The organism is Nocardia sp. NBC_00881 (genome assembly GCF_045207455.1).
Taxonomy (GTDB): domain Bacteria; phylum Actinomycetota; class Actinomycetes; order Mycobacteriales; family Mycobacteriaceae; genus Nocardia.
Genome location: NZ_CP108798.1, coordinates 6,338,542 through 6,364,627 on the forward strand (window position 1 = coordinate 6,338,542; position 26,086 = coordinate 6,364,627).

Consider the following 26,086-nt stretch of genomic DNA (forward strand, 5'->3'; position numbering starts at 1 on the left):
CTCGGCCCCCTATTCCACTGACAGACCGATCGGTTTGCGCTGTTGTCGACCGCGACCGACGCACTCGACGACCACTGGGCGGCAGATGGCGCGCCGCTCTCATGGAGTGATGGCGGATACGCTCGGCAGCGACAGCGGGATCGTCTGCGAGGATCTATCGTCAACGCTGATCAAGGCAACGGGCGAGCCGTCCGAGTAGTCGCGCGGTGACAACCGGGGTGTTTGGCGGGTAGACCCGTAGTCGCACGAACGGATCGGCACCTGTCCACCGGACAATGACATTCGAGGACGCGAAGAATCGAGGCGCGGGCATGACCGACGATCAACGCACCGCGGCGCTGCGTGAGCAGGTCGCCGGGTTGATGCCGCAAGCGAAAGCAGATCTGGCCCAGCTCGTTTCGCTCAGGTCGGTGGCCGACCCCAAGCAGTTTCCGCAAGAAGAGTGCGAGCGAACGGCGCAGTGGGTGGCCGACGCCTTCGCCGCGGCGGGGCTGACCAAAGTCGGTCTGCACGAAACACCCGACGGCAGTAAGGCCGTCATCGCCGCGCGCCCTGCGCCGGAGGGCGCGCCGACGGTGCTGCTGTACTGCCATTACGACGTCCAGCCGCCGATGGACGAAGCGGCCTGGCGTACCCCGCCGTGGGAGCTGACGGAGAAGAACGGGCGGTGGTACGGGCGGGGCAGCGCCGATTGCAAGGGCAACATAGTCATGCATCTCACGGCGTTGCGCGCGCTCGGCGCCGATCTGCCGCTCGGGGTGACCCTGGTCGCGGAGGGCTCCGAGGAGCAGGGCACCGGGGGACTGGAGCTTTTCGTCGAGGCCAATCCGGACCTGTTGCGGGCGGACGCGATTCTGATCGGCGACTGCGGCAACTTCGCGGTCGGCGTGCCGACCCTCACCGAGACGTTGCGCGGCAACGTGAATGTTGTAGTCACCATCGAAACCCTCGCGGGGGCGATGCATTCCGGCATGTTCGGCGGCCCGGCCCCGGACGCGCTTGCCGCACTGATCCATCTGCTCGCCTCGCTGCGTGACGAGCGCGGCAACACCACCGTTGCCGGACTGCCGAACGACCAGGTCTGGCCGGGCGTCCAGTATCCGAGCGAGCAGTTCCACGCCGACGCGGGCGTCCTCGGCGGCGTCGAGCTGACCGGCGACGGCACTGTCGCCGACATGCTCTGGGCGCGACCGGCTTTGACGGTGCTCGGCATCGACGCGCCACCGGTGGTCGGATCCTCCACCGCGATTCCGCCGATCGCACGCGCACGCCTGAGCCTGCGCATCCCGCCCGGGACCGATCCCGGCCGGGCGCACGAAGCGCTCGTCGCGCACTTGGAGGCGAACACGCCGTGGCACGCCAAGCTGACGGTCGAACTCGAAGGCATCGGCGCGCCGTTCCGGTCCGGCACCGACGGGCCTGCTCGCGCCGCGATGGAGGCGGCGCTGGCCGCGTCCTACGGCCGCCCCGCGACCACACAGGGCCAGGGCGGGTCCATTCCGCTGTGCAACGTCTTCGCCGACACCTATCCGGGCGCGGAGATCATGCTGCTCGGCGTCGAGGAACCGACGTGTCTGATCCACGCGCCCAACGAAAGCGTGGACCCGAAGGAGATCGAGCGCATGGCGCTCGCCGAGGCGGTGTTTCTGGCGACCTACACCGGGTAGCGGCTACAACTCGGTGGCGTCCTCCGGTTCGAGCACCCGGAATTCGGTCCCCGCGGGCGCCATTTCGGCGAGGCGGCCGAAGTAGATACCCCGCGCCTGCGGCACGATGATGCCGAAGTGGATGGGCAAGGCGGTGCGCGGATTGACCGCGCGCACGTAGTCGACGGCCTCGCTGACCCGCATCCATGGCGCGGCGGCGGGCGCGGCCAGCACGCCGACCGGGACCGGAGGCACCCACAGCGAGTCGCCCGGGTGTACAAGCTGGGCGGGATCGTCAGGAGTGCCCAGCTGAAAGACGGTGTTGTCGATCACCGGGATTTCGGGGTGGATGACGGCATGCCTGCCGCCGCCCCCGGTGATCTGGAGATCGCCGAGCGCGAGCACGTTGCCGGCGTGCACGGCCTCCCACCGCCCGCCGCGTTGCTGGGCCGTCTGCGGGTCGGACAGCAGCCGGGCTTCGGGGTTGGCGTCGACGAGCGCGTCGATCCGGTTCGGGTCGATATGGTCGGGATGCTGGTGGGTGACCGCGATCGCGTCCAGGCCGGTGAGTCCCTCGAAACCGTGCGAGAAAGTGCCCGGGTCGAACAGAATTTTCTTGCCGCGCAGCTCGACGAGGAGACAGGAGTGACCGAAGTGGGCTATGCGCATTTCGCAATGCTACTGTCAGATTTGCCGTGCTGAACTCGCCGCGCCTCTGCGCGGCGTGTTCGTAAGAACTCGCGCTGTGTTCCCGAGACTCGCGCTGTGTTCTTCGGAGTAGCGCTGTGTTTCTCAGACTTGCACTGTGTTCTCGACGACACGACGGGTTATTTTGTCCGACCCCGCGGATGCCGTTTGCGACCAGCACAACTAGGCTGCTCAGGTAACCCCCCAACCACATGAGGAGCAACGCGTGGCACGAGTCGTGGTCGAGGTGATGCCGAAGGCTGAGATCCTGGATCCCCAGGGACAAGCCATCGTCGGCGCGCTCCCGCGCCTGGGATTCGAGGGCATCTCGGATGTGCGTCAGGGCAAGCGATTCGAACTCGACATCGATGACAGTGTCGACGACGAGGCACTCGAGCAGATCGCCGAATCGCTGCTGTGCAACACGGTGATCGAGGAGTGGAAGGTGGTCCGCCTCTCATGATCGCGCGTATCGGGGTCGTCACGTTTCCCGGCACGCTCGACGATGTCGACGCCGCTCGGGCGGTGCGCTCGGCGGGTGCCGAGGCGGTCAGTCTGTGGCATGCCGACGCCGACCTGAAGAGCGTCGACGCGGTCGTCGTGCCCGGCGGCTTCTCCTACGGTGACTACCTGCGCGCCGGAGCTATCGCCCGGTTCGCCCCGGTGATGGGTGAGGTCGTGCGCGCGGCGACTGCCGGCCTGCCGGTGCTGGGTATCTGCAACGGCTTTCAGGTGCTGTGCGAGGCGGGGTTGCTGCCCGGCGCGCTCACCCGCAACGAGGGTCTGCACTTCGTCTGCCGCGACGAATGGCTGACGGTGGAATCGGCGTCGACGGTGTGGACCTCCCGCTATGAGCCGGGCGCCCAGATCCTGATTCCCCTCAAGTCCGGCGAGGGCCGCTACCAGGCCTCGGCCACCGTGCTCGATGAACTGGAGGGCGAGGGCCGGGTGGTCTTCCGCTACGCGGGTGAGAACCCGAACGGTTCGCAGCGCGGCATCGCGGGTGTCGCGTCGGCTAATGGTCGCGTCGTCGGCCTGATGCCGCACCCCGAGCACGCCACCGAGCCGCTGACCGGCCCGAGCGATGACGGCCTCGGCCTATTCCTCTCGGTGCTGGACACTTTGGTCTCCGCTTAGCCTGCCGCCGCCGCGGATCAGATGAGTTGGTCGAAAATGTCGAACTCGACGCCGTAGTGCCGCAGATGTAGCCGTGTTCGATCGGCTGGTTGCCGTGGTAAATCCATAGTCCACCCTTGGTTTCGAGCCAGGCCGTGGTCGATTGCGTCGAGGATTTCAGGCATGTGCAACGAACCCACCGTGCGCGCGCACGGTGCGGATCGCCTCGCACGGTCAGATGTAGTCGTTGCCGATGATCGCCCAGCGCCGCCCGTCCCGAGCGGCGCGTCGGTCCTGACGACCCGGCTTGCCTAGGATCGCAGGCATGCCCGTTTCCACCACTGACGCCACAGCCACCGGGCTGTGCGCGTTCATCGATCGGTCGCCGTCGCCGTTCCATGTCTGCCGAACGGTCGCCGACGAGCTGGACGCTCGCGGCTTCACCCGGCTCTTCGAGTCGCAGCCCTGGCCCTCGGACGGCCCGAGCAGGCACTACGTGGTGCGCGGCGGATCGCTGGTCGCCTGGGCCACGGCGGACCCCTCGGGGGCGACCCCGTTTCGGGTGGTCGGCGCACACACCGACAGTCCCAACTTGCGCGTCAAGCAGCACCCGGACCTGGTTTCCGCGGGCTGGCAGCTGGTGGGCCTGGAGCCCTACGGCGGCGCGTGGCTGAATTCCTGGCTGGATCGTGAGCTCGGCGTCTCGGGGCGGCTGAGCGTACGCGACGGAAACACGGTGCGCGAGCGGCTGGTTCGGATCGATGAGCCGATCCTGCGGGTGCCGCAGCTGGCCATCCACCTCTCCGAGGACCGCAAAGGCGTCACGCTGGACCCGCAGCGTCACGTCAACGCGGTGTGGGGCGTCGGATACGAGTCGGACGCGTTCCTGGATTTCGTGGCCGGCCGCGCCGAGGTCGACCCGGACGAGGTTCTCGGCTGGGAGCTGATGACTCATGACCTGACGCCGAGCAGGCTCGTCGGGCGCGACCAGGATCTGGTGAGTGCACCACGCCTGGACAACCAAGGCACCTGTTTCGCGGGCCTGCGGGCGTTTCTCGCGGCGATCGACGAGCCGGGCGCGGCCATCCCGGTACTGGCCATGTTCGACCACGAGGAGGTCGGCAGCCAGTCCGATCGCGGAGCGCAGTCGGATCTGCTTCCCACAGTGTTGGAACGCATCGTGCTCGCGCGCGGCGGCGGACGCGCCGACTACCTGGCCGCGTCGGCCGGTTCGGTGTGCGCGTCCGGTGACATGGCGCACGCGACGCACCCGAACTACCCGGAGCGGCACGAGCCCGCGCACCGGATCGAGGTGAACGGCGGGCCGGTGCTGAAGGTCAACCAGAACTTGCGTTATGCCACCGACGCGGCGGGCGCGGGAGCGTTCGCGCTGGCCTGCGCGGAGGCCGGAGTTCCGTTGCAACGCTACGTGCATCGCGCCGACCTACCGTGCGGCTCTACCATCGGCCCGATGACCGCGGCCCGCACCGGCATGCCGACGGTCGACGTCGGGGCGCCGCAGCTGGCGATGCACTCGGCGCGTGAGCTGATGGGCGCGGCCGACGTCCCGGCCTACGCGGCGGCGCTGGCCGCCTTCCTCACACCTGAGGTCGCCGGGCGGTAGGTGGCGACCGCGATCACGAAGACCCCGAGGGTGGCCAGCACATAGCTGCTTCCGATGATCTGCTGCCACCAGGCCCAGTCCAGCTCGAGGTCGGTGGAGTGCGGCAACAGCCAGTGCGGGCCGATCAGGAGTAGCACGGTGAACACCGCGACGGTACTGATCAGACACCGACCGCGGCTGCCGCGCACCATCATGTCGGCGGTGACCACCAGCGCGGGAACGATCCATACCCAGTGGTGCGACCAGGACACCGGTGAGACCAGTAGCACCGTGGCGGCGTTCACCAGCAGCGCGGCGACGGGGGCGCCCGCGTCGATCAGCCTGCGCATCCACACCGCGGCGAGCGCGACGGTGATCAGCGAGAGCGAGATCCACAGCAGGGTGGCCACCGAATCGGTAACGCCGAGACGGAATGTCATCCCCTTGATGGACTGGTTGCCCGCGAAATAGGGCGGGCCGATCCGGTCGGTGTCCGCGAGAGCGTGGAACCAATACTCCACCGAGTCGCTCGGGAACAGCACGAATCCGAGGCCGACCGCCGCGATCGCGGACACCACGAGCGTGCCCGCAGCCTTCCAGTCCTTGCGGATCAGGAAGTACAGCAGATATCCGGCTGGGATCAGCTTCACCGACACCGCGATGCCGATCAGCATGCCGCGCGGCCACGATGGCTTGCGCACCAGGCAATCCAGCGTGATCGCGGCCATCAGCACCAGATTGATCTGGCCGAAGCCGACCGTCTGGCGGATCGGCTCGAAGAACTGCGCCAGCGCTACCGCGCCGATGACCGATGTCAGCGCGGTCAGCCGGGTCAGTTCGGGGCGGATGCGCGCGAGCACCAGCCACACCGTGATACCGAGGCTCAGTACGGAACTGGCGACCACGAGGACTTCGGCGATCGGCAGCGACATCAGGGCCAGCGGAGCGAAGAGCAAAGCGGCCAGCGGGGGATAGGTGAACGGGAGTCCGATTCCGAGGACCGGTGGCATCGGGCCGTACAACTCGCGACCGTCCAGCCAGGCGCGGGCGCCGTTGCGGTAGACCCGGAGATCGATGAAGCCGTGCCACCAGTGCGCCAGCAGCGACACGAGCGCCGACACCGCGAATAGCGCAATGGCAGCAATCAGCCAGCGCACCTGGGGCGACGAGAGGTTCAGCGATGCGGTGCGGGTGGTCGATGCGGAATTCGCGCTTCTGGCGCGAGCGGCGTCGGCGGCGACCGGTTGCTCACCCGGATTCGCAACCCCCGATCCTTCTTTCACCGGCTCAGAGTAGCGGGTCGGTTCGGCAGGTCGGCCGGTTGACCCGCATGGCTATATCCCCTCGATACGCCGCCGGGGAAATGGTCACGGACCACGGCCGGTGCTGCTGCTACGCCCTCAGCTGCGCGGCACCTATCCACTGCCTCTAGACTTACACCCAGGCATCTCGCCGCAACCCAGTGACAACGCTCGTCGCTTCGCTGAGTTCGCCCACCCGGCCGGCTCCGCCGGCTTGCCGACCCCCTGCCCGGCCGAAAGGACCCTGGTACTCCGTGACTCCGCAGGTCGACACCGTCAGCGCAGCCGCAGCAAACCCCGATGTGCCGCAACCCTACAAAGAACTGGGCCTCAAGGACGACGAGTACGCCCGCATCAAGGAAATCCTCGGTCGCCGGCCGACCGACGCCGAGCTGGCGATGTACTCCGTCATGTGGAGCGAGCACTGCTCGTACAAGTCCTCGAAGGTGCACCTGCGTTACTTCGGTCAGACCACCACGGATGAGATGCGCAAATCCATGCTCGCCGGTATCGGTGAGAACGCGGGCGTGGTCGACGTCGGCGACGGCTGGGCGGTCACCTTCAAGGTGGAGAGCCACAACCACCCCTCCTATGTCGAGCCGTACCAGGGCGCGGCCACCGGGGTCGGTGGCATCGTGCGCGACATCATGGCGATGGGCGCGCGTCCGATCGCGGTGATGGACCAGCTGCGCTTCGGCGCGGCGGACGCGGCCGACACCCGTCGCGTGGTGGATGGCGTGGTGCGCGGCGTCGGCGGCTACGGCAATTCGCTCGGCCTGCCGAACATCGGTGGGGAGACCGTGTTCGACGCCTCCTACCAGGGCAATCCGCTGGTGAACGCACTGTGCGCAGGCGTGATGCGGGTCGAGGACCTGCACTTGGCTTTCGCCTCCGGGACCGGCAACAAGATCATCCTGTTCGGTGCGCGCACCGGCCTTGACGGCATCGGTGGCGTCTCGGTACTCGCCTCGGACACCTTCTCCGATGATTCGGACCCGGCTTCGGAGGGGTCGCTTGCGGGCCCCGGCCACCAGCGCAGCCGCAAGAAGTTGCCCTCGGTGCAGGTCGGCGACCCGTTCACCGAGAAGGTGCTCATCGAGTGTTGCCTCGAGCTGTACGCGGCGAAGCTGGTCGTCGGCATCCAGGACCTCGGCGGCGCCGGATTGTCCTGCGCCACTTCCGAACTCGCGGCCGCAGGCGACGGCGGTATGCACATCGAACTGGACAAGGTGCCGCTGCGCGCGGCCAACATGACCCCCGCCGAGGTGCTCTCCAGCGAATCGCAGGAGCGCATGTGCGCGGTGGTCAGTCCGGAGAATGTGGACGCGTTCATGGCCGTATGTCGCAAGTGGGACGTGCTGGCCACGGTGATCGGCGAGGTCACCGACGGCGACCGGCTCGTGGTCACCTGGCATGACGAGACCGTCGTGGACGTGCCGCCGCGCACCGTCGCGCACGAGGGCCCGGTATACGAGCGCCCGGTTCAGCGGCCCGACGAGCAGGACGCGTTGATCGCCGACACCCCTGACAAGCTGACCCGACCGAAAACCGCCGACGAACTGCGCGCCACGTTGCTGCAGATGATCTCCAGCCCGCAGCTGTGCAGCCGCAAGTGGATCACCGAACAGTACGACCGCTACGTGCGCGGCAACACCGTGCTCGCCGAGCACGCCGATGCGGGCGTCATCCGGATCGATGAGGCGACCGGCCGCGGCATCGCGCTGGCTACCGACGCCTCCGGCCGCTACACCAAGCTGGACCCCTACACCGGCGCGCAGCTCGCGCTGGCCGAGGCATTCCGCAACGTCGCCACCACCGGCGCGACTCCGAAGGCGGTCACCAACTGCCTCAACTTCGGCTCGCCGGAGGACCCCGGCGTGATGTGGCAGTTCCAGCAGGCCGTGCGCGGTCTCGCGGATGGCTGTGTTGCGCTGGGTATTCCGGTCACCGGCGGCAATGTGAGCTTCTACAACCAGACCGGCCGGACCGCAATCCTGCCGACCCCGGTGGTCGGCGTGCTCGGCGTGCTCGACGACGTGCACCGCCGCATTCCGACCGGGCTCGGCCTGGAGCCGGGTGAGACGCTGATCCTGCTCGGCGACACCCGCGACGAGTTCGGCGGCTCCATCTGGTCGCAGGTCACACACGACCACCTCGGCGGCGTCCCGCCGCGGGTCGACTTCGCCCGCGAGCAGTTGCTCGCCGAGGTCCTCATCGCCGGTTCGCGCGACGGCATGATCAGTGCGGCACACGACCTTTCGGAGGGCGGGCTCGCCCAGACCATCGTCGAGGCCGCGCTGGCCGGTGAGACCGGTTGCCGCGTCCTGCTTCCCGAGGACGCCGACCCGTTCGTCATGCTGTTCTCCGAGTCGGCGGGGCGGGTACTCGTTGCCGTGCCACGTTCGGAGGAGACCAGGTTCACCCGCATGTGTACCGCGCGCGAGTTGCCGTGGGTGCGCATCGGCGTGGTCGATCAGGGGTCGGATTCGGTCGAGGTGCAGGGCCAGTTCTCGATCACCATGGACGAGTTGCGTGCCGCGCACGAGGGCACGTTGCCGAAGTTGTTCGGCGCAGGCACGATCTGACCATAGGCGGCCGGAAGATCTCGACGGCGACAGCGCTCGCTGGAACGCCCACCTGTGCGGGCCTGGACCCCTCGATTGCCGGGCCCGCACAGGTGCGCGTGGTCAGGCGACGGATGTGAACGGATCGTGCTCGGCGAGCAGCTTTTCCATCCGCGCCTGGTCGATGCGGCCATGCACGGTCGCGGCCTCATGCTGGTCGCGTACCACCTTTGCGAGCGTGAAGGTGCTCGTCACCAGGAAGAGCATGGACATCGCTAGGAAACCCCGCTGCCAGATGTCCAGTGGCAGATAGCAGATGCCGGCGCCCGCCCCGAGAAAGCTGACGCCGAACGCGATCGCGGCCTGGGCGACGAACGCCGAGGTGGTCTTCGGCTGTGCGTTGGGTGTGCTCATGGATATGAAGTCTGCGGACTCAGCGGTGCGAATGACCGCGTACAACTACTCGAGCGGACTGGGTAGTTGCCGTGCCTGGGCATCCCCGGCGATGCTTCTCCACTGTCGCGTGGCGTGATCCGTGTCGACGGCGCCCGTGTCGCGGCCGGGCAACGCGTCGGGCCGTCGGTGGCGACCGCCATACTGGTGCAGTGCTGGAGACCGCCACGACCATGCAGAGGCTGCGTAAGCGCGGCGTCGTGGTCGTCCGGCGCGCCGAGGAGATCATCGACCTGAACTACATCGGCCTTGTGGTCGCAACGGTATTCTTCGCGCTGTCGGTGACGCCGTCGCTGCTGCCGCGTGACTGGCTGTTCCAGGGATTGATCAGCGGGGTCAACGCCGCGCTCGGGTACGGCGTCGGCTGTTTGCTGGAATGGTTGTTCCGGCTGTGGGTCCGGCCACGGTTGACGATTCCCGCGCCGCCCACCTGGGTGCGCTACGCGGTCAAGTCGGCCGTCCTGTGCACCGCCGCGCTGAGCGCCGCTCTCATGCTCGTGCAGTCGGCACGCTGGCAGCGCGAGATCACCGCGCTGATGGGGATGGAGGGCACCACCACGCCCGCCTACCTGCGCACGGGTCTGCTGAGCGTGGCGATCTGCGCCGCGGTGGTCGCGGTGTACCGGACGGCGCGCGAGATCATCCTGTTCCTGGCCCGCCTGCTCAACCGGTGGGTGAAGGTACCGCGCGAACTGGCGCCGGCGGCGGGGTTCCTCGTGCTGGTCGTACTGGCCGTGACGATCTTCAACGGCGTGGCCTCGCGGGCGTTCTTCGCGGTGGCCAACTCCGCCTTCAGCGTGCGCAACGACCACAACTCGGAGAACGCGGTCCAGCCGCAGCAGCCGGAGCGCTCGGGCAGCCCGACCTCGCTGGCCAAATGGGAAACTCTCGGGTTCGAAGGGCGGTGGTTCGTCTCCCACGGCCCGACCGCGAGTCGCATCACCTCGGTCACCGGCAGGCCTTCCAAGGAACCGATCCGGGCCTACGTCGGTCTGGAATCCGCCGAAGAGGGCGAGGAACAAGCCGAGCTGGCGGTATCCGAACTGGAACGGACCGGAGCGTTCGACCGGAAGGTGCTCGTGGTGGTCACCACGACCGGAACCGGGTGGGTGAACGCCATGGCGACCGGTGCGATCGAGTACATGTACGGCGGCGACACCGCCATCGTCGCCACGCAGTACTCGTATCTGCCCAGCGTGCTGTCGTTCCTCGCCGACCGCGGCAAGGCGACGGTCGCGGGCGAGCGCCTGTTCGACGCGGTGTACCAGCACTGGACGGCACGACCGCCGCAGCTGCGGCCGAAGCTGCTGGTGTACGGAGAGAGCTTGGGTTCGGAGGGGTCCGAGGCCGCCTTCGACGGCTTGGCCGACCTGCGGGCCAAGGTGGACGGCGCGCTGTGGGTCGGCCCGCCGAACTCGAACCGGCTGTGGAAGCAGTTCGTTTCGCGCCGCGATCCGGGCTCGCGCGAGGTCGAGCCGATGTACGCGGACGGGCTCGTCGTCCGGTTCGCCTCCGACAGCGCCGATCTGGCGCGGCCCTCGTCGGAATGGCGGCCGCCGCGCCTCGCGTACCTGCAACACGCGTCCGACCCGATCGTCTGGTGGTCGCCGGATCTGATCTTTTCGAAACCGGATTGGTTGTCCGAGCCGCGTGGGTTGGACGTGTCTTCGCAAATGCGCTGGTGGCCGTTCGTGACGTTCTGGCAGGTCGCCGCCGACCTCACCAACGCACAGGGCGTCACCGACGGTCACGGGCACCGCTATGGCAGCCTGGTGCTGGACGGCTGGGCGGCCATCGCGGCGCCACCGGACTGGACCGCGGAGATCTCCGAGCGGATTCGGGGCGAGTTGGAGGCCGCGGAGGACTACGAGCGGAAGATCAAGTGAGTCGACTGCGTGTCGCGGGAACGGCTGCGGCTGTTGTTGTTCCGCCTGCCTGGAACAACTGGGTGCTGCCCCGGCTCGGGCTCGGCATCCGTGGCCGGACCGCCGCCAACACGGGCTTCGCCACCGGATACGCGCTGGCGATGCACGGCAGGCCGAACTGGAGCGCGCCGCGTGGCGTGCGCTACGGGTTGGTCTCGGCCACGGTCGTCGCCGCCGGTTATGCTGCGACCCTTGCCATTCCGTCGACGCGGCACCGCCTTGGTGAATTCGCCGATCGGAGTCCTGAGGTGTCGGCCGCGGAGTGGGTTGCCGTGCACATCCCGATCGGTACCGTCTACAGCGAGGAGCTCGTCTTCCGCGCGACCTTGGATCCCCTGCTGGACAAGGTTTTCGGCACACGGATCGGCGCGCTGCTCGGCGCACTGACCTTCGGGCTGTGGCATATCGCGCCCGCACGCGCGGCGGGTGACAGCGTGCCCGCCACCATTGCCGTTACCTCGGTGGGGGGCTTCGTGTTCGGCTGGCTGCGCCGTCGTGCCGAGAGCGCCGCTGCCCCCGCCTTCCTGCATCTGGCCGTCAATGTCGGTGGAGCGGTCGCTTCCCGGCTCGGCCGTCGTCTCGGTTGGTTCCGTAGCGGCTGAGCCGGAGCGACGGCGTTCGATATCGAGAACCGCTCGGTGGTCGGGTCCGCTCACTGTCGTGCTGGTTTCGTCCACGTGGCCGAACGCGGGCGGCGGTCAGATTTCCTCAGCTCTGCCGGGCCCCGACCGTGCGCGCCGCTGCCTCGCGGAGGCGTGTCAGGGGGATCGTGCCTGAGCGTGGTCGCCTGTCGGCTGGCGTTGTACGGAATTCGGTCATCCGCCATTAGCGATTCCGAACGTGCACTTGCGCACATCGTTCCCTAATGAGTACGGTGTGCGCATAAGGGAACGACGTACGAGTCGACTGGAAGAAATTGGGAGCAAAGCGATGTCGAACACTGTGAACTGGGACGCGGCCGGCGATTGGAATGTCCGAGGAAGCTGGGGGAGCGCGGACTCGTCCGGCCGCCGGTTCTCCGTCGCTCGGTGGCAGGCGCGGCTCGACGAGCTGCGTGCCGCGCACCACGTACCCGGCGCATCGCTCGCCGTGCTGGTCGACGGACAGGTCTACGAGATCGCCAGTGGCGTCCTGCACCGAGGAACCGGAGCGGCCGTGACGAACGACTCCGTGTTCCTCTGTGGCTCCGTCGCGAAGGTCTACACCGCGACGATGATCATGCGGCTCGTGGACCTGGGCAAGCTCGACCTCGACGCTCCGGTCGTGGACGCGCTGCCCGAGTTCGCCACACCCGACTCGGAGGCGACGCGGCGGATCACGATCCGGCAGCTGCTCAGCCACACCGGCGGCGTGACAAACGATTTCAACCACGACACCGGCCGTGGTGATGACTGCCTCACGGAATATGTCAGGGCTGCAAGGGATGTCGCGCTGGACTGCGCACCGGGGACGGCGATGTCCTACGGCAGTCTCGGCTACGTCGTCCTCGGCCGGGTGATCGAGGTGCTGACCGGTAAGACCTGGGATCAGGCGGTGCACGACCTGCTCGCCGCCCCACTGGGACTCGAGCATCTGGTGACCCTGCCGGAGCAGGCGCTGCGGTTCCGCGTCGCGATGAGTCACCTCGGCGAGGCGGGCGCCGACCCGGATCCCGCGCCGGAGTGGGATCTCATGCCCCGGTCGGTCGCGCCGGCGGCGCGGGTGATCAGCTCGGCGGGCGACATGGTCCGTTTCGCCCGTATGCACCTTGATGGTGGGCTTGCGGCCGACGGTACCCGGGTTCTTTCCGTCGAATCCGTCGCAGCCATGCGGCATCGCGAAGTCGACGTCCCGGACAAGTGGACAGTCAGCGCCGACGGGTGGGGCCTCGGCTGGACCCTGTACGACTGGGACGGCGTCAAAGGATTCGGCCACGACGGCGCCGCGATCGGCCAGTACGCCTATTTGCGGGCGGTACCAGAGGCGGAGGTCGCGGTTGCTCTGCTCACCAACGGTGGTGGCGCGCGCCAGCTCTACGCGGCATTGTTCCGCGAACTGCTCGTCGAGTTGGCGGATGTCCGCATGCCCGACCCGTTCGGGCCGGCCGACCCGCCGGTCGCGGTGGACATCGCCCCGTTCGTCGGCACCTACCGGCGCGCCGGTGTTGTGGTCACCGTCTCCAAACGTGCCGATGGCACCGGCCACATGCGCTACGAATTCATCGACGGCATGGCGGGCGTCTCGCCCGCGCTGAGCATGGAGCTGACTCCGGTCTCGCCCACCGTGTTCGCCGCCTCCGGCGCCGGACCATCCTTCAGCGAGGACTACATGCCGGTCGTCTTCGCCACCCTCGCCGACGACACCGAATGCTGCTACGTCGGCATGCGGGCTACACCGAAGCAGTCAGCCGAGACCGCCTGACCGTCCCCAGTGCCGACCAAGCTGCGCAGGGGTCGGTCGCTTCTGGCGTGCGACGTATCCGATGCGCTCCAGGCAAAACCTTCGGCGCGCATCCGAGATCAGCGATCTGTGCTGGGTAGAGCTAACTCGCAGCATGTCGATTATTCGTTGCAGCAGAACATGTTTCATGGCCGACCCGCCCAGTCCGGCTTTCGAATTACGTCACTTGTTGTTCACGCAATGTCGTGAACAACGTCTGCAACCTGTCAATGAGACGGACGTACTGTCCCACTGTGCCTCGCTCTGGAGACGGAAAGAGAGTGTGCTCGAGCAACGCCCCCAGGGGCGGTTGACGACGCCGGCGCTCCTGAGCTGTCCGACGAGTGACGACCTGCATTGGCGGTGACCGAGGACGATGAGTTCGACATGGGATGGGGACTCTTTCATGCACACCTGCTCCGCGGCAGCGAGATTCGTCGCATCGTCATGATGATCCACCTCGACATCGCCAAGTTTCGGCAGCGCCACACCTCGAGAATCGATTCGAACCAGATCGTCGATGAATTGATCCGATTTCGACTGCGATGGGCGAATGTCGGCCCGTGGCGGCGCCGTGCGGTCTGGCTGGTGTTGATTCTGTTGGCGCTCCTGGTCTTTCCAGGCGCGGTCGGTGCGGTGGCCACCGCGCAGTATCAGGCGGCCTCGGCCGGCGCGTCCGAGGTCGACGGGCTGAGTTGGATGAATATCAAGGACTCGTCCGGCGTTCCGCTGGCCAACTATCTGTTCGCCAGCGATCATGGCGGACCGCTGAACCCCGGTGCCACAATCGTGTGGGCGGTAGTCGGTCTGGAGTTCATCGGCTACCTCGCCATTGTCACGACAGCGATCTGGTTGATCGGGTACGCGTTGAGTTTCCGGTGGCTGGACATGTTCTCCTCAGCGCTGCGCGGAGTGGCGGATGCGTTGACCGGTCAGGTGGCGACACCGTTGGTGTTGGTGACAGCGGCGGCGATGGGGGCGTTCTTCGTGGCGTGGTTCATCGTGCGGGGCTATCACGCAAAGGCTGCGATGCAGGTGGTGACGATGGTCGCGGTGGCGATAGTGGGGCCGGTGTTCCTGGCCGAGCCGCTGGAGGATGTGTTGTCCTCGCACGGGTTGCTGGCGCAGGGCCGTGATCTGGGTATTTCGGTGGCGGCCGGTTTGAACGGCAACGGTAACCCGAATCCGAACCAGTTGGTGGCGGCGATGCAGGGGAATCTGGCCGATAATTTCGCGCGGCGTCCGCTACAGGTGTGGAACTTCGGGCACGTGGTCGATGATCGGCCCGCGTGCAGGTCGGTGTGGTCGGCGGGGGTGCTGGCCGGTGACGACGACCGGGTGAAGAACGGTATGAAGGTATGTGGGGACGCGGCCGCGCACGCCAAGGCCGCGAACCCGAGTATGGGCCAGGTCGGCACCGGGCTGATGTTGTTGGTCTGTGGCGGGATCCTGTTGTTGTTCGCGGCCTACCTCGGAATCAAGGTCATCAAGACCGCCTTGGACACGATCTACCACGGGTTCATGTCGATATTCGGGTTCGCGGCGGGGGGATTCGTCTACGGTCCGAGCCAGACGTTCCTGGTCCGCAACATCGTCGACAGTTTCGTCGCCGCCGCGCGAATGACCGCCTACACCATCTTCCTCGGTGTCTACGTGCTGTTCATGGGCAACCTGTTCCAGCAGGCCCGGGGGCAGGTGATGGCGGTGATCGTCATCGCGGGCGCCGTCGAAATCATCGCGATCTCACAGCTGAAACGCCTCTCTCAAAGCCTCACCAGCGGCAATGACTGGATTGCCAATCGATTCGCGCTCGCCGTACAAGGCGGTCAGGTCAAGTCCGCCAGTAGCAGTGGCACGGCCCTCGGCATGGGCACGTCCCATGCCGCAGGCTCTCGCGGTGGGATGATTACCGGACTCGCGGCACTCAACACCATCAACTCGTCGCCAGTCGCCGCATGGCTCGCCGCGGGAACGACCAACCCCCTCAACCCGCAGGCACGTGGACGCAGACAGATTGAGCTGGCCAACGTCGAAATCGCGCCGATGCGGCGGGAATCGCACACCTGGGGCCAGCTGGCCCGGACGAATTGGCGAGTGCTGGCAGTGGAAGCCGCTGCCGACTTCGGCGGAATGCGCACCGAACTCGGGGTGGCGAACGCTCTGAAACGTCTGGAAGACAGCAAAATCTCCGACTCGCAGCTGCCCAGCGCCCTGATGTCTGCTGGTGGGAGCCGGGAACACGTCAGCAATGCGATACGGGCCCTCAGTACCCAGAAGTCGACGACGTCGCAGAACCAGAATAGTTTCAAACCACTTCAGAAGGCCGTCGCGGCGGCACGCGCCGTGGAAAACCATGTGGACGACGATGCGCGCACGGCCTTCGCCGCGCAGGCCGTGGTCGCGGCGAACAGCTTCGCCAGGAACACCAGCGCGCCACCCCCCGGTGCGCCCATCGATCACCGTTTCATCGAAACCGTCGAGCAGAATTGGCATTCGGACCGAGCACTGCGTGCCGCGATCACGCCTGATGAATGGAACGGCGTCGGTCGTGCCACGCGATGGGAAATCGGGCAGCGGGTGGCGCGGATGCACCGTGACGCCGCCCAGGCTTACCACGCGGATCAATCCGAGCTGAACCGCGCACGGCTGATGGAGTCGACCCGACGAATTTCCAACCTCGACCATATGGATCCCAGTGGTGGGCTCGACCCATGGGACCCGTAAAACCGGCCCGCCTTCAGCGGTAACGTCGGTGATGTGGCGCGACGATCGACAGTGGACCCGGCGGAGCTGCGGGCCGCGGTGGCAGCGGTGAGCATATGGCTGCGAGACGACACCGCACCGGCCCCCGCGCGCACCGAACTCGCGGCGGCGGTCCGCACCACCGCGCGCACCCTTGCCGCGAACGCTCCGGGGCACTCGGTGGAGGTCCGGGTTCCGCCCTTCGTCGCGGTGCAGTGCATCGAGGGTCCGCGGCATACCAGGGGAACCCCGCCGAACGTGGTGGAGACCGATCCGCGCACCTGGCTGTTGCTGGCCACCGGCCTGCTGGAGTTCGACGCGGCGGTGAATTCCGGTGCGGTCAGCGCCTCCGGAAGCCGAGCAGCCGAGGTGGCGCACTGGCTGCCGTTCGTCCGGGCCACCGACTGAGCCGCGAACCGAGCGGATCGATTCCGCGCGCTCATGCCTTCACCTCGCTGCGCTCGGTTCCGCCATGACCGAGCGATGCTCGGCTGTGCCTGTGGTTCGCTCGCTCATGCCTGGACGCGATTGCCGCGGTGCAGTCCCTTGCGGTCGTAGAAGCGGGTGACCGCGGCGCCGAACAGCAGTCCGATCGCAAGGCCGAAGACCGCCATCCACACCCCGCGCGACAACCCCGCGTCGAAATCGGCATCGAAGTAAAGGATCGCCCGCACGCCGAGAAACACCTGGTGCATCGGCTCGAACGAGGCCAGCCAGCCGAAGTACTTCGGCGTCGCCTCGATCGGCACGGTGCCACCGGAGGAGGGCAAGCCGAGGATGACGAACAGGATCAGGTTCACCAGTAATCCGGCCGAGCCGATCGACGCGAGCATGGACAGCCCGGTCGCCCCGACCGCGGTAATGGCAAGCGCGCTGTAGAGGTACAGCGCGAGCGGATGGTCGATCGGCATGTCCAGCACCTTGCCGACGCTCAGGAACACCGCCGAGACGATGTTCGCGGCCACCACCAGCACGCCCCACTTGATCAGCAGCGTCTTGAAGCGTGAGATCGGCGTCGGCGGATAGTGCACGTACCACGGCCCGTATTCGGTGGGCACGAAACCGAGTTGGGCGTCGATCATGGTGTGGATGACCATCGCGCCGACCACGCCCGCCAACAACAGCAACAGCGCATAGAAGAACCCGATGAGTCCCTGCCCGGTGCCGTGGGGCAACGGGTGGTACTGCTGCACCACCACCTGCACCGGCTGCGCGAGCGCGACCCGAGTGGCGCCGGATAGTTCGGGCGCGGGCGGGCTGCCCGGCTTCGGTGCGAGCTGGGCGTTCACTTGATCGGTGAGCTGCTTGCCGACCTGCTTGTTCACCTCGGTCAGTGCCTCGTTGCCGATCCGGAGCACGATCTGGGTGCCGAACGCGCCGGTGCGCGGGTTGGTCTGCACCGTGATGATCGGCCGCTGGATGTCCCCGGGTATGACACTGCCCACACCGAGAATGCCGAGCCGCTTGCTGAAATCGCTCGGGATGACGATCGCGCCGTAGACCCGCCCGGACTGCATTTGCCGCTCGGCCTCGTTGATGCCGATCACCCGCAGATCGACCTTGTCGGACGGAACGCCATGCGCCAGCGCGTCGGTGATCTGGTTGCCGAAGTTCACTTGCCGCTGCTTGTCCGCGGTCCCGATGGTGTCGCCGACATCCTGGTTCACCAGGGCGATCGGGAAGTCGTGCAGGTTCTTTTCCGGATCGATGACGTAGTCGAGATACATAATGCCCAGCAGTGCCGTCAGCAGTGTCAGCACGCCGATCGGGGCGAGCACCATTCGAGCCCAAGGCGTGCGCTCCGCGGGCGTGGCCGACCCTGTCCTGCCCGCGTCGTCCGTTGTCGTCACGGCCCGCACGGTAACAGTTGTGGGTGTCGGAAATCTGTAGGTATACCGGGCGGATTCCTGCTCGGATGCGGTGGCGGTGATCGTCCGCGGGCATTCACCCGTAGACTGAAGGACGCCCCCAGCCCGCCCGAACAGGGAGCAAACGGTGACCAACGCCGAACTGCCGGTCGACAGCACTTCCGCCACCCCGGTTTACGCCGCCCCGGACGTGGACGAGAACGAGCCACGCGAGGAGTGTGGTGTCTTCGGAGTCTGGGCGCCGAGCGAGGAAGTGGCCAAGCTCACGTATTACGGCTTGTACGCATTGCAGCACCGTGGGCAAGAGGCCGCGGGCATCGCGGTGTCGGACGGGTCGCAGATCCTCGTGTTCAAGGATCTCGGTCTGGTCAGCCAAGTGTTCGACGAGCAGACGCTGGCCGCGATGCCGGGCCACATCGCCGTCGGTCATTGTCGCTACTCCACCACCGGGGGAGTGACCTGGGAGAACGCCCAGCCCATCTTCCGTACCACCGCGGTCGGTTCCGGACTTGCTTTGGGACACAATGGCAATCTGGTCAACACTGCCGAATTGGCCGGCCGCGCAAGAGAACTCGGTCTGCTCGCCGCCACCGTCCGGGATGGGCGTCCGCAGCCCGCCGCGGCGACCTCGGACTCGGACGTGGTGACCGCGCTGCTCGCGCACGCCGCGGCGGACTCCAGCATCGAGCAGGCCGCCATGGAACTGCTGCCCACTCTGAAGGGCGCGTTCTGCCTCACCTTCATGGACGAGCACACCCTGTACGCTGCGCGCGACCCGCACGGCGTGCGGCCGCTCTGCCTCGGCAGGCTGGAGCGCGGCTGGGTCGTTGCCAGTGAGACCGCCGCGCTGGACATCGTCGGCGCCGCGTTCGTGCGCGAGATCGAGCCGGGCGAACTGCTGGCGATCGATGCCGATGGCGTGCGATCGATGCGATTCGCCAACCCCGAGCCGAAGGGTTGCGTCTTCGAGTACGTGTATCTGGCCAGGCCGGACAGCGCCATCGCGGGCCGCTCCGTGCACGCCACCCGGGTGGAGATCGGTCGCCGCCTCGCGAAAGAGCACCCGGTCGAGGCGGATCTGGTGATCCCGGTGCCGGAGTCCGGCACCCCGGCCGCCGTCGGCTACGCACAGGGTTCGGGAGTTCCCTACGGCCAGGGGCTGATGAAGAACGCCTACGTCGGGCGCACCTTCATCCAGCCGAGCCAGACCATCCGTCAGCTGGGCATCCGGCTCAAGCTCAACCCGCTGCGCGAGGTCATCCGCGGCAAGCGCCTGATCGTCGTGGACGACTCGATCGTCCGCGGCAACACCCAGCGCGCACTGATCCGGATGCTGCGTGAGGCGGGCGCGCTGGAGATCCACGTGCGGATCGCCTCGCCGCCGGTGAAGTGGCCGTGCTTCTACGGCATCGACTTCGCCTCGCGGGCGGAGCTGATCGCCAACGGCGCCGGTACGGAAGGCAGCTTCGAGGACATGGTCGAGGGCGTGCGCCGGTCGGTCGGCGCCGACACGCTCGGCTACATCTCCACCGAAGGCATGATCGCCGCGACCGAGCAGCCGCGCTCCCGGCTGTGCTGCGCGTGCTTCGACGGCGACTACCCGATCCCACTGCCCACCGAGGCCGCCATCGGCAAGAACGTGCTCGAAGGCATGCTGACCGGTCAGTCGGAATCGGTGCTGCTGAGCGAGAACGCGAATGCGAGCGCGCTGAGCCGTCCGTGAACGCGGCCAAGACATCGCCATTGGTGTCCCAGTGGAAGCTGAGGCCGATCCGGCGACGCTTCGGATCCGCGACTCACCGAAGGCGACTGCGTCGCCGAGCCCAGATCATGCACAAGACCGGCAGCCAGGCGGCGATCCGCTTCCGAGACGCCGCGGTTGGAGCACACGCGGCAGCCGGTGGCTGCGGTGCCCGACCCGTTGGAGCAGCGCCGCCGGGCCAGGGCATCTGGACTGTTCAGCGCGATTGTCGCGGCTGCTGGCCCGTACTACGGTTCACTCCGCCGGATTGTCAAGAGGGTGAGTCAACACCGGTGCGGGGTCGTTATCCGACTCCGGTAGCGTGAGCAGGCATCTATCCGCCGATTCGGTTTGGAGCTCTCCCCGAAAATGACTGAACAGACCCCCAGTGGTGGTGCCTCGTATGCCGCGGCCGGCGTGGACATCGAGGCAGGTGACCGCGCAGTCGAGTTGTTCGGACCATTGGCGAAGAAGGCGACCCGGCCCGAGGTGCAAGGCGGCCTCGGCGGTTTCGCCGGACTGTTCGCGCTGAAGGGAGGCTACCGTGAGCCGCTGCTCGCTGCCTCCACCGACGGCGTCGGCACCAAGATCGCGGTTGCGCAGGCGATGGACAAGCACGACACCATCGGCTTGGACCTGGTCGCGATGGTGGTGGACGACCTCGTGGTGTGCGGCGCGGAACCGCTGTTCCTGCAGGACTACATCGCCATCGGCAAGGTCGTCCCAGAGAAGGTCGCCGAACTCGTCTCCGGCATCGCCGAGGGCTGTGTGCGCGCGGGTTGCGCGCTGCTCGGCGGTGAGACCGCCGAGCATCCCGGCCTGATGGACCCGGACGACTACGACCTGTCCGCGACAGGTGTCGGCGTGGTCGAGGCCGATGCGGTGCTCGGCCCGGACCGGGTCCGCTCCGGCGACGTCGTGATCGCGATGGGGTCCTCCGGGCTGCACTCCAACGGCTACAGCCTGGCCCGCAAGGTGTTGCTCGACATCGACCGCATGTCGCTGACGGGGTACGTCGAGGAATTCGGTCGCACCCTCGGCGAGGAGCTGCTCGAGCCGACCAGGATCTACGCCAAGGACTGCCTCGCGCTGATCCCCGAGACCGACGTGCGCACCTTCGCACACGTCACAGGCGGCGGGCTGGCGGCCAACCTGGCCAGGGTAGTGCCCCCGGGCATGGTGGCCGAGCTGGACCGCGGCACCTGGAACCCGGCGTCGGTGTTCAAGATGATCGCGCAGCGCGGCCGGGTGGAGCGGGCCGAGATGGAGAAGACATTCAACATGGGAGTCGGCATGGTCGCTGTCGTCGCCCCGGAGGACGTCGACCGGGCGCTCGCCGTGCTGACCGCGCGACACATCGAGTGCTGGACGCTGGGCACTGTCAAGAAGGCCAAGGACGCCGACGCCGCGCGCGCCGTCCTGATCGGTGAGCACCCACGGTTCTGACAGCGGTGGAAGACGCACCAGAGTCCCGCATCATCTGATGCGGGACTCTGGTGTGTTGCAAGCCTTTTCGGCGCCTGTCCGTCAACCCGCGACAACGATCGAAGGGGGAGGCCCGTCGGCCTCCCCCTTCAGACGTTGATCCGAGTCAGCGGCGCCAGTCGTCGTAGTCGTCGTCCTGTTCCCAGCGGGACATGGATTTGTCCGCGTCGTGCTCATCGGACAGCACATCACCACTCCGCTGGGAGGTGGGGCTTCCGGAGAGCTCGCGCTGAAGGCTCGTGAAGTCGGTCGACGGCGAGCTGTACTTCAGCTCGCGCGCGACCTTGGTCTGCTTTGCCTTAGCCCGGCCACGGCCCATGGCTGACCCCCTCGCGTCACTGCGGGGCGGCCTGGGGTTTGGTGGCGGCCCCGTTCGAATTAATACTCTTCCTGACAGACACTTTAGCGTGTGTCCGGCGGTCTCGCTTCCAGGAGTGGGTGAAGATCTCCGGAACCGTTGCCGTTTGCTCGGTTGTCGCCCCTGTGGAATCGCTATACGGCCCCGGGAATCGCGCGGATCACACCGACTCGGGCGCCGCCGCCGAGCACCGCGGGGGCCGCCAGCTCCGCATGCGTCTCGGTCCAGTCGACCCCCAACCGATGCAAAATGGCCAGCGTCAGAGGTATTCGGGCCCGGTCGTGGCCGTCTTCGATCTTGTAGGCGAAGGCCGATCCGTCCGGCAGCGCTCCCGCGTGCACGCCATCCGCGCCGATCTTGCACACCAGGCCGGGGGTGGCCTGCATGGCAAGCAGATCGGGCCCGTTCGTGCCGGAAATCACTCGCGGATGGGCTCGGATGGCGTCGGCGACCCGGCGTTCCGGGGAGCCCGGCGCGGCCGTCGCCATAGTCGCGAACACCCGGGCCAGATTCACCAGCGAGACCGGGATGATCGGCAATCCGCAGCCGTCGATGCCGAGATCGGTCTCCGGCTCGCCGGTCAGATCGGCGATCGTGGCGATGATCTCCTGCTGCAGCGGATGGGCCTCGTCCAGGTAGCCCTCGGTCGGCCAGCCGTTGATCGCGCAGGTCGCGAGCATCGCCGCGTGCTTGCCGGAGCAATTCATGTAGATGCGGCGCGGCTCCTGCGCGCCGGTGAGCACGGCCGCGCGGGCGCGCTCGTCGGACGGCAGGTCGGGCGGGCATTCGAGGGATTTCTCGTCGAAACCGAAGCGTTCGAGCAGCCTGCGCACCAGGGTGATGTGGTCCGGCTCGCCGTAGTGCGAGGCGGTCGCGATGGCCAGTTCGGCGTCGTCGACCGGTTCGAAACCGTTCCGCAGCAGGGCGATCGCCTGCATCGGCTTGTTCGTGGAGCGCGGGAAGATCGGCAGGTGCACCTCGCCGAGCGCGACGGTCGGCTCGCCCGCGTCGTCGAGCACCACCACCGAGCCGCGGTGCACGCACTCGCGGAAGCCGGAACGGACGACTTCGACCAGTTCCACACTCACAATTGCGCTCCCGTGCCGAGTTCGTCGGTACTGGTCGCCGCGTCCCGGCGGGCGGCGGCCAGTGCGGCGGCGGTATGCCTGCGCGCGTGTCGTTCGATCTGCGCACGCACGTCGTCGGAGATGGTCGGTTCGTCGGCGAGCAGGATCGCGAGCAGGTCGAGATCGGCGCCGGTGAACAGGTCGCGGACGGTGACGCCGTGCTCGGGGACGTACTCCACCGACACCCGGTCACCCGCGCCGATCGTGCCCTCGGTGAGCACCCGCAGATAGGCGCCCGTGTCGCTGCGCAGCGTGAACCGCTTCACCCACTGCTGTTCTCCGCTCCAATGCTGGAATGTCGAGCACGGCACGCGCGGCGCGCTCACCTCCAGCAGAGTGTCACCGATAGACCAGCGTGCGCCGATCACCGCGTCGCTGACCGCGAGCCCGGCGATGCGGAGGTTCTCGCCGAACCAGCCCGCGGGCAACTCCCGGCCGAGTTCCGCGCCCCAGCTGCGGGCGTCGGCGTGGGAGTAGGCGTAGACGGCCTGGTGTACGCCGCCGTGATGCTTTGTGTTGCAGACGTGATCGCCGTCCAAGCCGAGACTGCGTACCGCGACCCGGCCCGGCACCGGGCGCTTGTCGATCGCGGTGCGACCGACCCGGCCAGGCACCGTCAGATCGGCGTGCACCACACACGCCGCGAGGACCTCTCCGGAGTCACCGACACGCATGGCACTGCTCCTCTCGTAGCGTGCGGGGAGTTCGCCCTGCGCGGGTCGGGATGTCGGTGGGCGTCGAGCAGCCCGCGTCGCATCGGGTCGTCATCGGTGGGTCAGCGCCCGCGCAGCCGGTCGACCGCCAGTCGGCCTGCCTGCGGTGCGTCGTCGGCGGGAACCGAATCGGGGTCGATGGCCGCCGCGACCGGGCCCGCGGACAGCGCGGTGTCGGCTGGAACCGCCCGTTTGATCAGGGCGAGCGCGATCGGTCCGAGTTCGTAGTGATCGACCACCGTGCCGAGTCGGCCGACCACGCGGCCGCCCGCGGTGACGTCGTCGCCGGTGGCCGGGCGCTCGTCGGCCGAGCCGTCCAGATGCAGCAGCAACAGCTGCCGCGGTGGCTTGCCCAGGTTGTGCACCCTGGCGACAGTCTCCTGGCCGCGATAGCAGCCTTTATCGAGATGGACCGCTCCCTGTTCGGCTACGCCGCCGATCCAGTGGGCCTCGTGTGGGATGGTCCGCTCGTCGGTGTCGAGTCCGATCCGGGGGCGCACGGCCGCGACGCGCAGCGCCTCGAACGCCCACATGCCCGCAGGTGTGGCGCCTGCCGCGGTGAGCCGGGTCCACAGGTCCGGCAGTTGGTCGCGCGGGATCGCCAGGTCGAAGGAGTCCGCAGTCGGCCACGGCATCCGGCGCAGGAAGCCGCCTCCGGGCAGCGGCGTCGCCTCGTAGACGCCGGGAAGGGCGGCCACGCCGAGCGCCTCGGTCAGGTCGGCGACCTGACGTCCGAGCAGACTCAGCACCGCGTGGTCGGTTGCCTCGACGGGCTGGGCGTCGGCCCAGAACACCATCCTCTGCAGGAAGGCGAGGAGATCGGGACCACGCTCGGCCTCGGTGTCGATCCAGACGGTGGCGTCCAGCTCGGTGACCACGAAGTGGTGCAGCACCCGGCCGTTCAGGTCGAGGTCCAGGTTCTCCGCCGACCGCCCGTCGGCGAGCGCCGCGACATGTTGACTGGAAATGGTGTGCAGCCAGGTGAGCCGCTCCGCGCCGGTGACGCGCAGGACGAAACGGTGTGAGCGGTCCACGATCGCCGCGCGCTCGACGGCGGCACGCTGTTCACCGAACGGATCACCGTAATGCCATGCTACGGCGGCATCGGGCGTACCCGGCGCTCCCGCGACGGCTCCCGACGTGCTGAGGATGGGGCTGGGTGCTGCGACCACGGACACCTTTCTCACTCTAGGCGCGGTCGGAACGCGGTGTGTCAACCGGGCTGTCGACCTGGTTTTCCGACATAGCGGGTCGGCATCGGGCGAGCATTCCACGCGGCCGCGCGGTGAACCTCGATAAAAGGTGCTGCGAAGTCGGCCATGCGACGGGCATGGTTCGCTCGCACCGCCTACGCTCTCCCCATGGTGGATCGAGTTCTTGTAACACTCGATGGCGTGGTCCGAGATTCGGACGCGCCGTTGTTATTTGCGGACGATATCGGCGTATTGCGCGGCGACGGTGTCTTCGAAACCGTGCTGCTGCGTGCTGGTAACGCGTGCGCGATCGAATTTCATCTAGGTAGGCTGCGTCGCTCCGCACAGGCGTTGGATCTGCCCGAGCCGGAGCTGGGGAAATGGCGGGAGGCGATCGAGACCGCCGTGAAGGAATGGGGCAGCGAGCGCGAGGGGCTGATGCGGCTGGTGCTCACCCGCGGTCGCGACTCCGCCCTGTCCGGCGCGCCGGACAAGGTGAAGACCGGTGATCTCGCCGCCGCGGTTCCGGTGCCCACGGCTTTCGTGCTGGTGCTTCCGGTGCCCGATCGGGTAGAGAAGGCCCGCACCGAAGGCGTTTCCGTGGTGACACTGTCCCGTGGCATCTCGATCGACCTTGCCCAGGCGGCACCGTGGCAGCTGCTCGGCGCCAAGACGCTGTCCTACGCAAGCAACATGGCGGCCCTGCGGTTCGCCGCGCGGATGGGCGCGGACGACGTGATCTTCACAAGCACCGAGAACCGGGTGCTGGAGGGCCCGCGGTCCACTGTGGTGATCGCGCGCGACAAGCAACTGATCACACCGCCCGCGAAGAACGGCGTGCTCCCCGGGGTCACCCAGCGTTCCCTGTTCGTGGAGGCCGAGAAGGCGGGCTGGGAATGCCGCTACCACTCGCTTTTCACGGCCGATCTGCTCACCTGCGACAGCGTCTGGATGCTGTCCAGCATCTCGCTCGCGGCGCGGGTGAACTCGCTGGACGGACTGCGGATGTCCGCGCCGGACAACGCCGCGGAGATCATCGAGCTGGTGAATCGCGGTATCGAGCGAGCAGGAGCGATCGGCGACTGGTGACTGTTCCGCCTCTCCGGGTCTTCAGGCCGTACTAGTCGGGGAACGCGGGATTCGCGT

21 protein-coding genes are annotated in these 26,086 nt (G+C 67.5%); 13 read left to right on the forward strand and 8 right to left on the reverse strand.

Annotated elements, in window-relative coordinates; translation table 11 throughout:
* Window positions 1-311: 311 nt before the first annotated feature.
* Window positions 312-1,667 (forward strand): dipeptidase, encoded by a 1,356-nt coding sequence (locus OH799_RS27430; protein WP_406269760.1) that lies wholly within the window; start codon window positions 312-314, stop codon window positions 1,665-1,667.
* A gap of 3 nt (window positions 1,668-1,670) precedes the next feature.
* Here the strand turns inward: OH799_RS27430 and OH799_RS27435 are convergent, their stop codons facing one another.
* Window positions 1,671-2,315 (reverse strand): MBL fold metallo-hydrolase, encoded by a 645-nt coding sequence (locus tag OH799_RS27435; RefSeq protein ID WP_406269763.1) that lies wholly within the window; start codon window positions 2,313-2,315, stop codon window positions 1,671-1,673.
* Between the two features lie 244 nt (window positions 2,316-2,559).
* Here OH799_RS27435 and purS point away from each other — a divergent pair, with 244 nt between their 5' ends.
* The 3 genes from purS (at window position 2,560) to OH799_RS27450 (ending at window position 5,073) form a co-directional block, all read left to right on the forward strand.
* Window positions 2,560-2,796 (forward strand): phosphoribosylformylglycinamidine synthase subunit PurS, encoded by a 237-nt coding sequence (gene purS / locus OH799_RS27440; RefSeq protein WP_327112165.1) that lies wholly within the window; start codon window positions 2,560-2,562, stop codon window positions 2,794-2,796.
* A complete protein-coding gene (purQ, locus tag OH799_RS27445) occupies window positions 2,793-3,470 on the forward strand; it encodes a phosphoribosylformylglycinamidine synthase subunit PurQ (RefSeq protein WP_406269767.1) in 678 nt (225 codons plus the stop codon). The genes purS and purQ overlap by 4 nt, the downstream gene beginning before the upstream one ends.
* Before the next feature lie 304 nt (window positions 3,471-3,774).
* Window positions 3,775-5,073: a M18 family aminopeptidase gene (locus tag OH799_RS27450; RefSeq protein WP_406269770.1), complete on the forward strand. Its 1,299-nt coding sequence runs from the start codon at window positions 3,775-3,777 to the stop codon at window positions 5,071-5,073.
* Here OH799_RS27450 and OH799_RS27455 read toward each other — a convergent pair.
* Window positions 5,022-6,335, reverse strand: a complete 1,314-nt coding sequence (locus OH799_RS27455; protein ID WP_406269773.1) for a glycosyltransferase 87 family protein — start codon at window positions 6,333-6,335, stop codon at window positions 5,022-5,024. The genes OH799_RS27450 and OH799_RS27455 overlap by 52 nt on opposite strands.
* Window positions 6,336-6,607: 272 nt before the next feature.
* Between OH799_RS27455 and purL the strand changes: the two genes are divergently transcribed.
* The gene (purL, locus tag OH799_RS27460; RefSeq protein ID WP_406269776.1) at window positions 6,608-8,938 is read left to right on the forward strand and encodes a phosphoribosylformylglycinamidine synthase subunit PurL; all 2,331 of its coding nucleotides are present in this window, start codon (window positions 6,608-6,610) and stop codon (window positions 8,936-8,938) included.
* A 102-nt stretch (window positions 8,939-9,040) separates the two neighbouring features.
* Here the strand turns inward: purL and OH799_RS27465 are convergent, their stop codons facing one another.
* Window positions 9,041-9,331, reverse strand: coding sequence for a YiaA/YiaB family inner membrane protein (locus OH799_RS27465; protein WP_357263014.1), 291 nt, complete (start codon window positions 9,329-9,331; stop codon window positions 9,041-9,043).
* 212 nt (window positions 9,332-9,543) lie between these two features.
* On the opposite strand from OH799_RS27465, the gene OH799_RS27470 reads away from it, so the two are divergent.
* From OH799_RS27470 to OH799_RS27490, 5 genes are all read left to right on the forward strand, one after another.
* Window positions 9,544-11,256 (forward strand): alpha/beta hydrolase, encoded by a 1,713-nt coding sequence (locus tag OH799_RS27470; protein WP_406282655.1) that lies wholly within the window; start codon window positions 9,544-9,546, stop codon window positions 11,254-11,256.
* Window positions 11,253-11,897, forward strand: a complete 645-nt coding sequence (locus OH799_RS27475) for a CPBP family intramembrane glutamic endopeptidase (protein ID WP_406269780.1) — start codon at window positions 11,253-11,255, stop codon at window positions 11,895-11,897. The genes OH799_RS27470 and OH799_RS27475 overlap by 4 nt, the downstream gene beginning before the upstream one ends.
* 328 nt (window positions 11,898-12,225) lie before the next feature.
* Complete coding sequence (locus OH799_RS27480) at window positions 12,226-13,695, forward strand: serine hydrolase domain-containing protein (RefSeq protein WP_406269783.1); 1,470 nt, start codon at window positions 12,226-12,228, stop codon at window positions 13,693-13,695.
* Between the two features lie 381 nt (window positions 13,696-14,076).
* Window positions 14,077-16,437, forward strand: coding sequence for a hypothetical protein (locus tag OH799_RS27485; protein ID WP_406269785.1), 2,361 nt, complete (start codon window positions 14,077-14,079; stop codon window positions 16,435-16,437).
* Between the two features lie 33 nt (window positions 16,438-16,470).
* Window positions 16,471-16,863, forward strand: coding sequence for a sterol carrier family protein (locus tag OH799_RS27490; protein ID WP_406269788.1), 393 nt, complete (start codon window positions 16,471-16,473; stop codon window positions 16,861-16,863).
* Window positions 16,864-16,967: 104 nt separating this feature from the next.
* Here OH799_RS27490 and OH799_RS27495 read toward each other — a convergent pair whose 3' ends face one another.
* Window positions 16,968-18,236, reverse strand: coding sequence for a YhgE/Pip domain-containing protein (locus tag OH799_RS27495; RefSeq protein ID WP_406282658.1), 1,269 nt, complete (start codon window positions 18,234-18,236; stop codon window positions 16,968-16,970).
* Window positions 18,237-18,450: 214 nt separating this feature from the next.
* On the opposite strand from OH799_RS27495, the gene purF reads away from it, so the two are divergent.
* A complete protein-coding gene (gene purF / locus OH799_RS27500) occupies window positions 18,451-20,046 on the forward strand; it encodes an amidophosphoribosyltransferase (protein WP_406269791.1) in 1,596 nt (531 codons plus the stop codon).
* 387 nt (window positions 20,047-20,433) lie between these two features.
* Complete coding sequence (purM, locus tag OH799_RS27505; protein ID WP_357263030.1) at window positions 20,434-21,510, forward strand: phosphoribosylformylglycinamidine cyclo-ligase; 1,077 nt, start codon at window positions 20,434-20,436, stop codon at window positions 21,508-21,510.
* Window positions 21,511-21,655: 145 nt separating this feature from the next.
* Here the strand turns inward: purM and OH799_RS27510 are convergent, their stop codons facing one another.
* The 4 genes from OH799_RS27510 to OH799_RS27525 all read right to left on the reverse strand — a co-directional run bounded on the left by OH799_RS27510 (window position 21,656) and on the right by OH799_RS27525 (window position 24,925).
* Entirely contained in the window at window positions 21,656-21,868 is a 213-nt protein-coding gene (locus tag OH799_RS27510; protein ID WP_406269794.1) for a DUF3073 domain-containing protein, read from the reverse strand.
* Between the two features lie 173 nt (window positions 21,869-22,041).
* The gene (locus OH799_RS27515) at window positions 22,042-22,995 is read right to left on the reverse strand and encodes an asparaginase (RefSeq protein ID WP_406269797.1); all 954 of its coding nucleotides are present in this window, start codon (window positions 22,993-22,995) and stop codon (window positions 22,042-22,044) included.
* A complete protein-coding gene (locus OH799_RS27520; RefSeq protein ID WP_406269800.1) occupies window positions 22,992-23,708 on the reverse strand; it encodes an MOSC domain-containing protein in 717 nt (238 codons plus the stop codon). Before OH799_RS27520 ends, OH799_RS27515 begins: the two co-directional genes overlap by 4 nt.
* Before the next feature lie 101 nt (window positions 23,709-23,809).
* Window positions 23,810-24,925 carry a YgfZ/GcvT domain-containing protein gene (locus tag OH799_RS27525; protein ID WP_406269802.1) on the reverse strand — a complete coding sequence of 372 codons (1,116 nt, stop codon included), beginning with the start codon at window positions 24,923-24,925 and terminating at the stop codon, window positions 23,810-23,812.
* 183 nt (window positions 24,926-25,108) lie between these two features.
* On the opposite strand from OH799_RS27525, the gene OH799_RS27530 reads away from it, so the two are divergent.
* Window positions 25,109-26,029: an aminodeoxychorismate lyase gene (locus OH799_RS27530; protein ID WP_406269805.1), complete on the forward strand. Its 921-nt coding sequence runs from the start codon at window positions 25,109-25,111 to the stop codon at window positions 26,027-26,029.
* The last annotated feature ends 57 nt before the right edge of the window (window positions 26,030-26,086 follow it).

Coding starts and splice junctions, on each gene's coding strand:
- OH799_RS27430 (WP_406269760.1), top strand. CDS start 312: ATGACCGACGATCAACGCACCGCGGCGCTGCGTGAGCAGGTCGCCGGG.
- OH799_RS27435 (WP_406269763.1), bottom strand. CDS start 2,315: ATGCGCATAGCCCACTTCGGTCACTCCTGTCTCCTCGTCGAGCTGCGC.
- purQ (WP_406269767.1), top strand. CDS start 2,793: ATGATCGCGCGTATCGGGGTCGTCACGTTTCCCGGCACGCTCGACGAT.
- OH799_RS27450 (WP_406269770.1), top strand. CDS start 3,775: ATGCCCGTTTCCACCACTGACGCCACAGCCACCGGGCTGTGCGCGTTC.
- OH799_RS27465 (WP_357263014.1), bottom strand. CDS start 9,331: ATGAGCACACCCAACGCACAGCCGAAGACCACCTCGGCGTTCGTCGCC.
- OH799_RS27470 (WP_406282655.1), top strand. CDS start 9,544: ATGCAGAGGCTGCGTAAGCGCGGCGTCGTGGTCGTCCGGCGCGCCGAG.
- OH799_RS27480 (WP_406269783.1), top strand. CDS start 12,226: ATGTCGAACACTGTGAACTGGGACGCGGCCGGCGATTGGAATGTCCGA.
- OH799_RS27495 (WP_406282658.1), bottom strand. CDS start 18,236: ATGGTGCTCGCCCCGATCGGCGTGCTGACACTGCTGACGGCACTGCTG.
- purM (WP_357263030.1), top strand. CDS start 20,434: ATGACTGAACAGACCCCCAGTGGTGGTGCCTCGTATGCCGCGGCCGGC.
- OH799_RS27510 (WP_406269794.1), bottom strand. CDS start 21,868: ATGGGCCGTGGCCGGGCTAAGGCAAAGCAGACCAAGGTCGCGCGCGAG.
- OH799_RS27520 (WP_406269800.1), bottom strand. CDS start 23,708: ATGCGTGTCGGTGACTCCGGAGAGGTCCTCGCGGCGTGTGTGGTGCAC.
- OH799_RS27530 (WP_406269805.1), top strand. CDS start 25,109: ATGGTGGATCGAGTTCTTGTAACACTCGATGGCGTGGTCCGAGATTCG.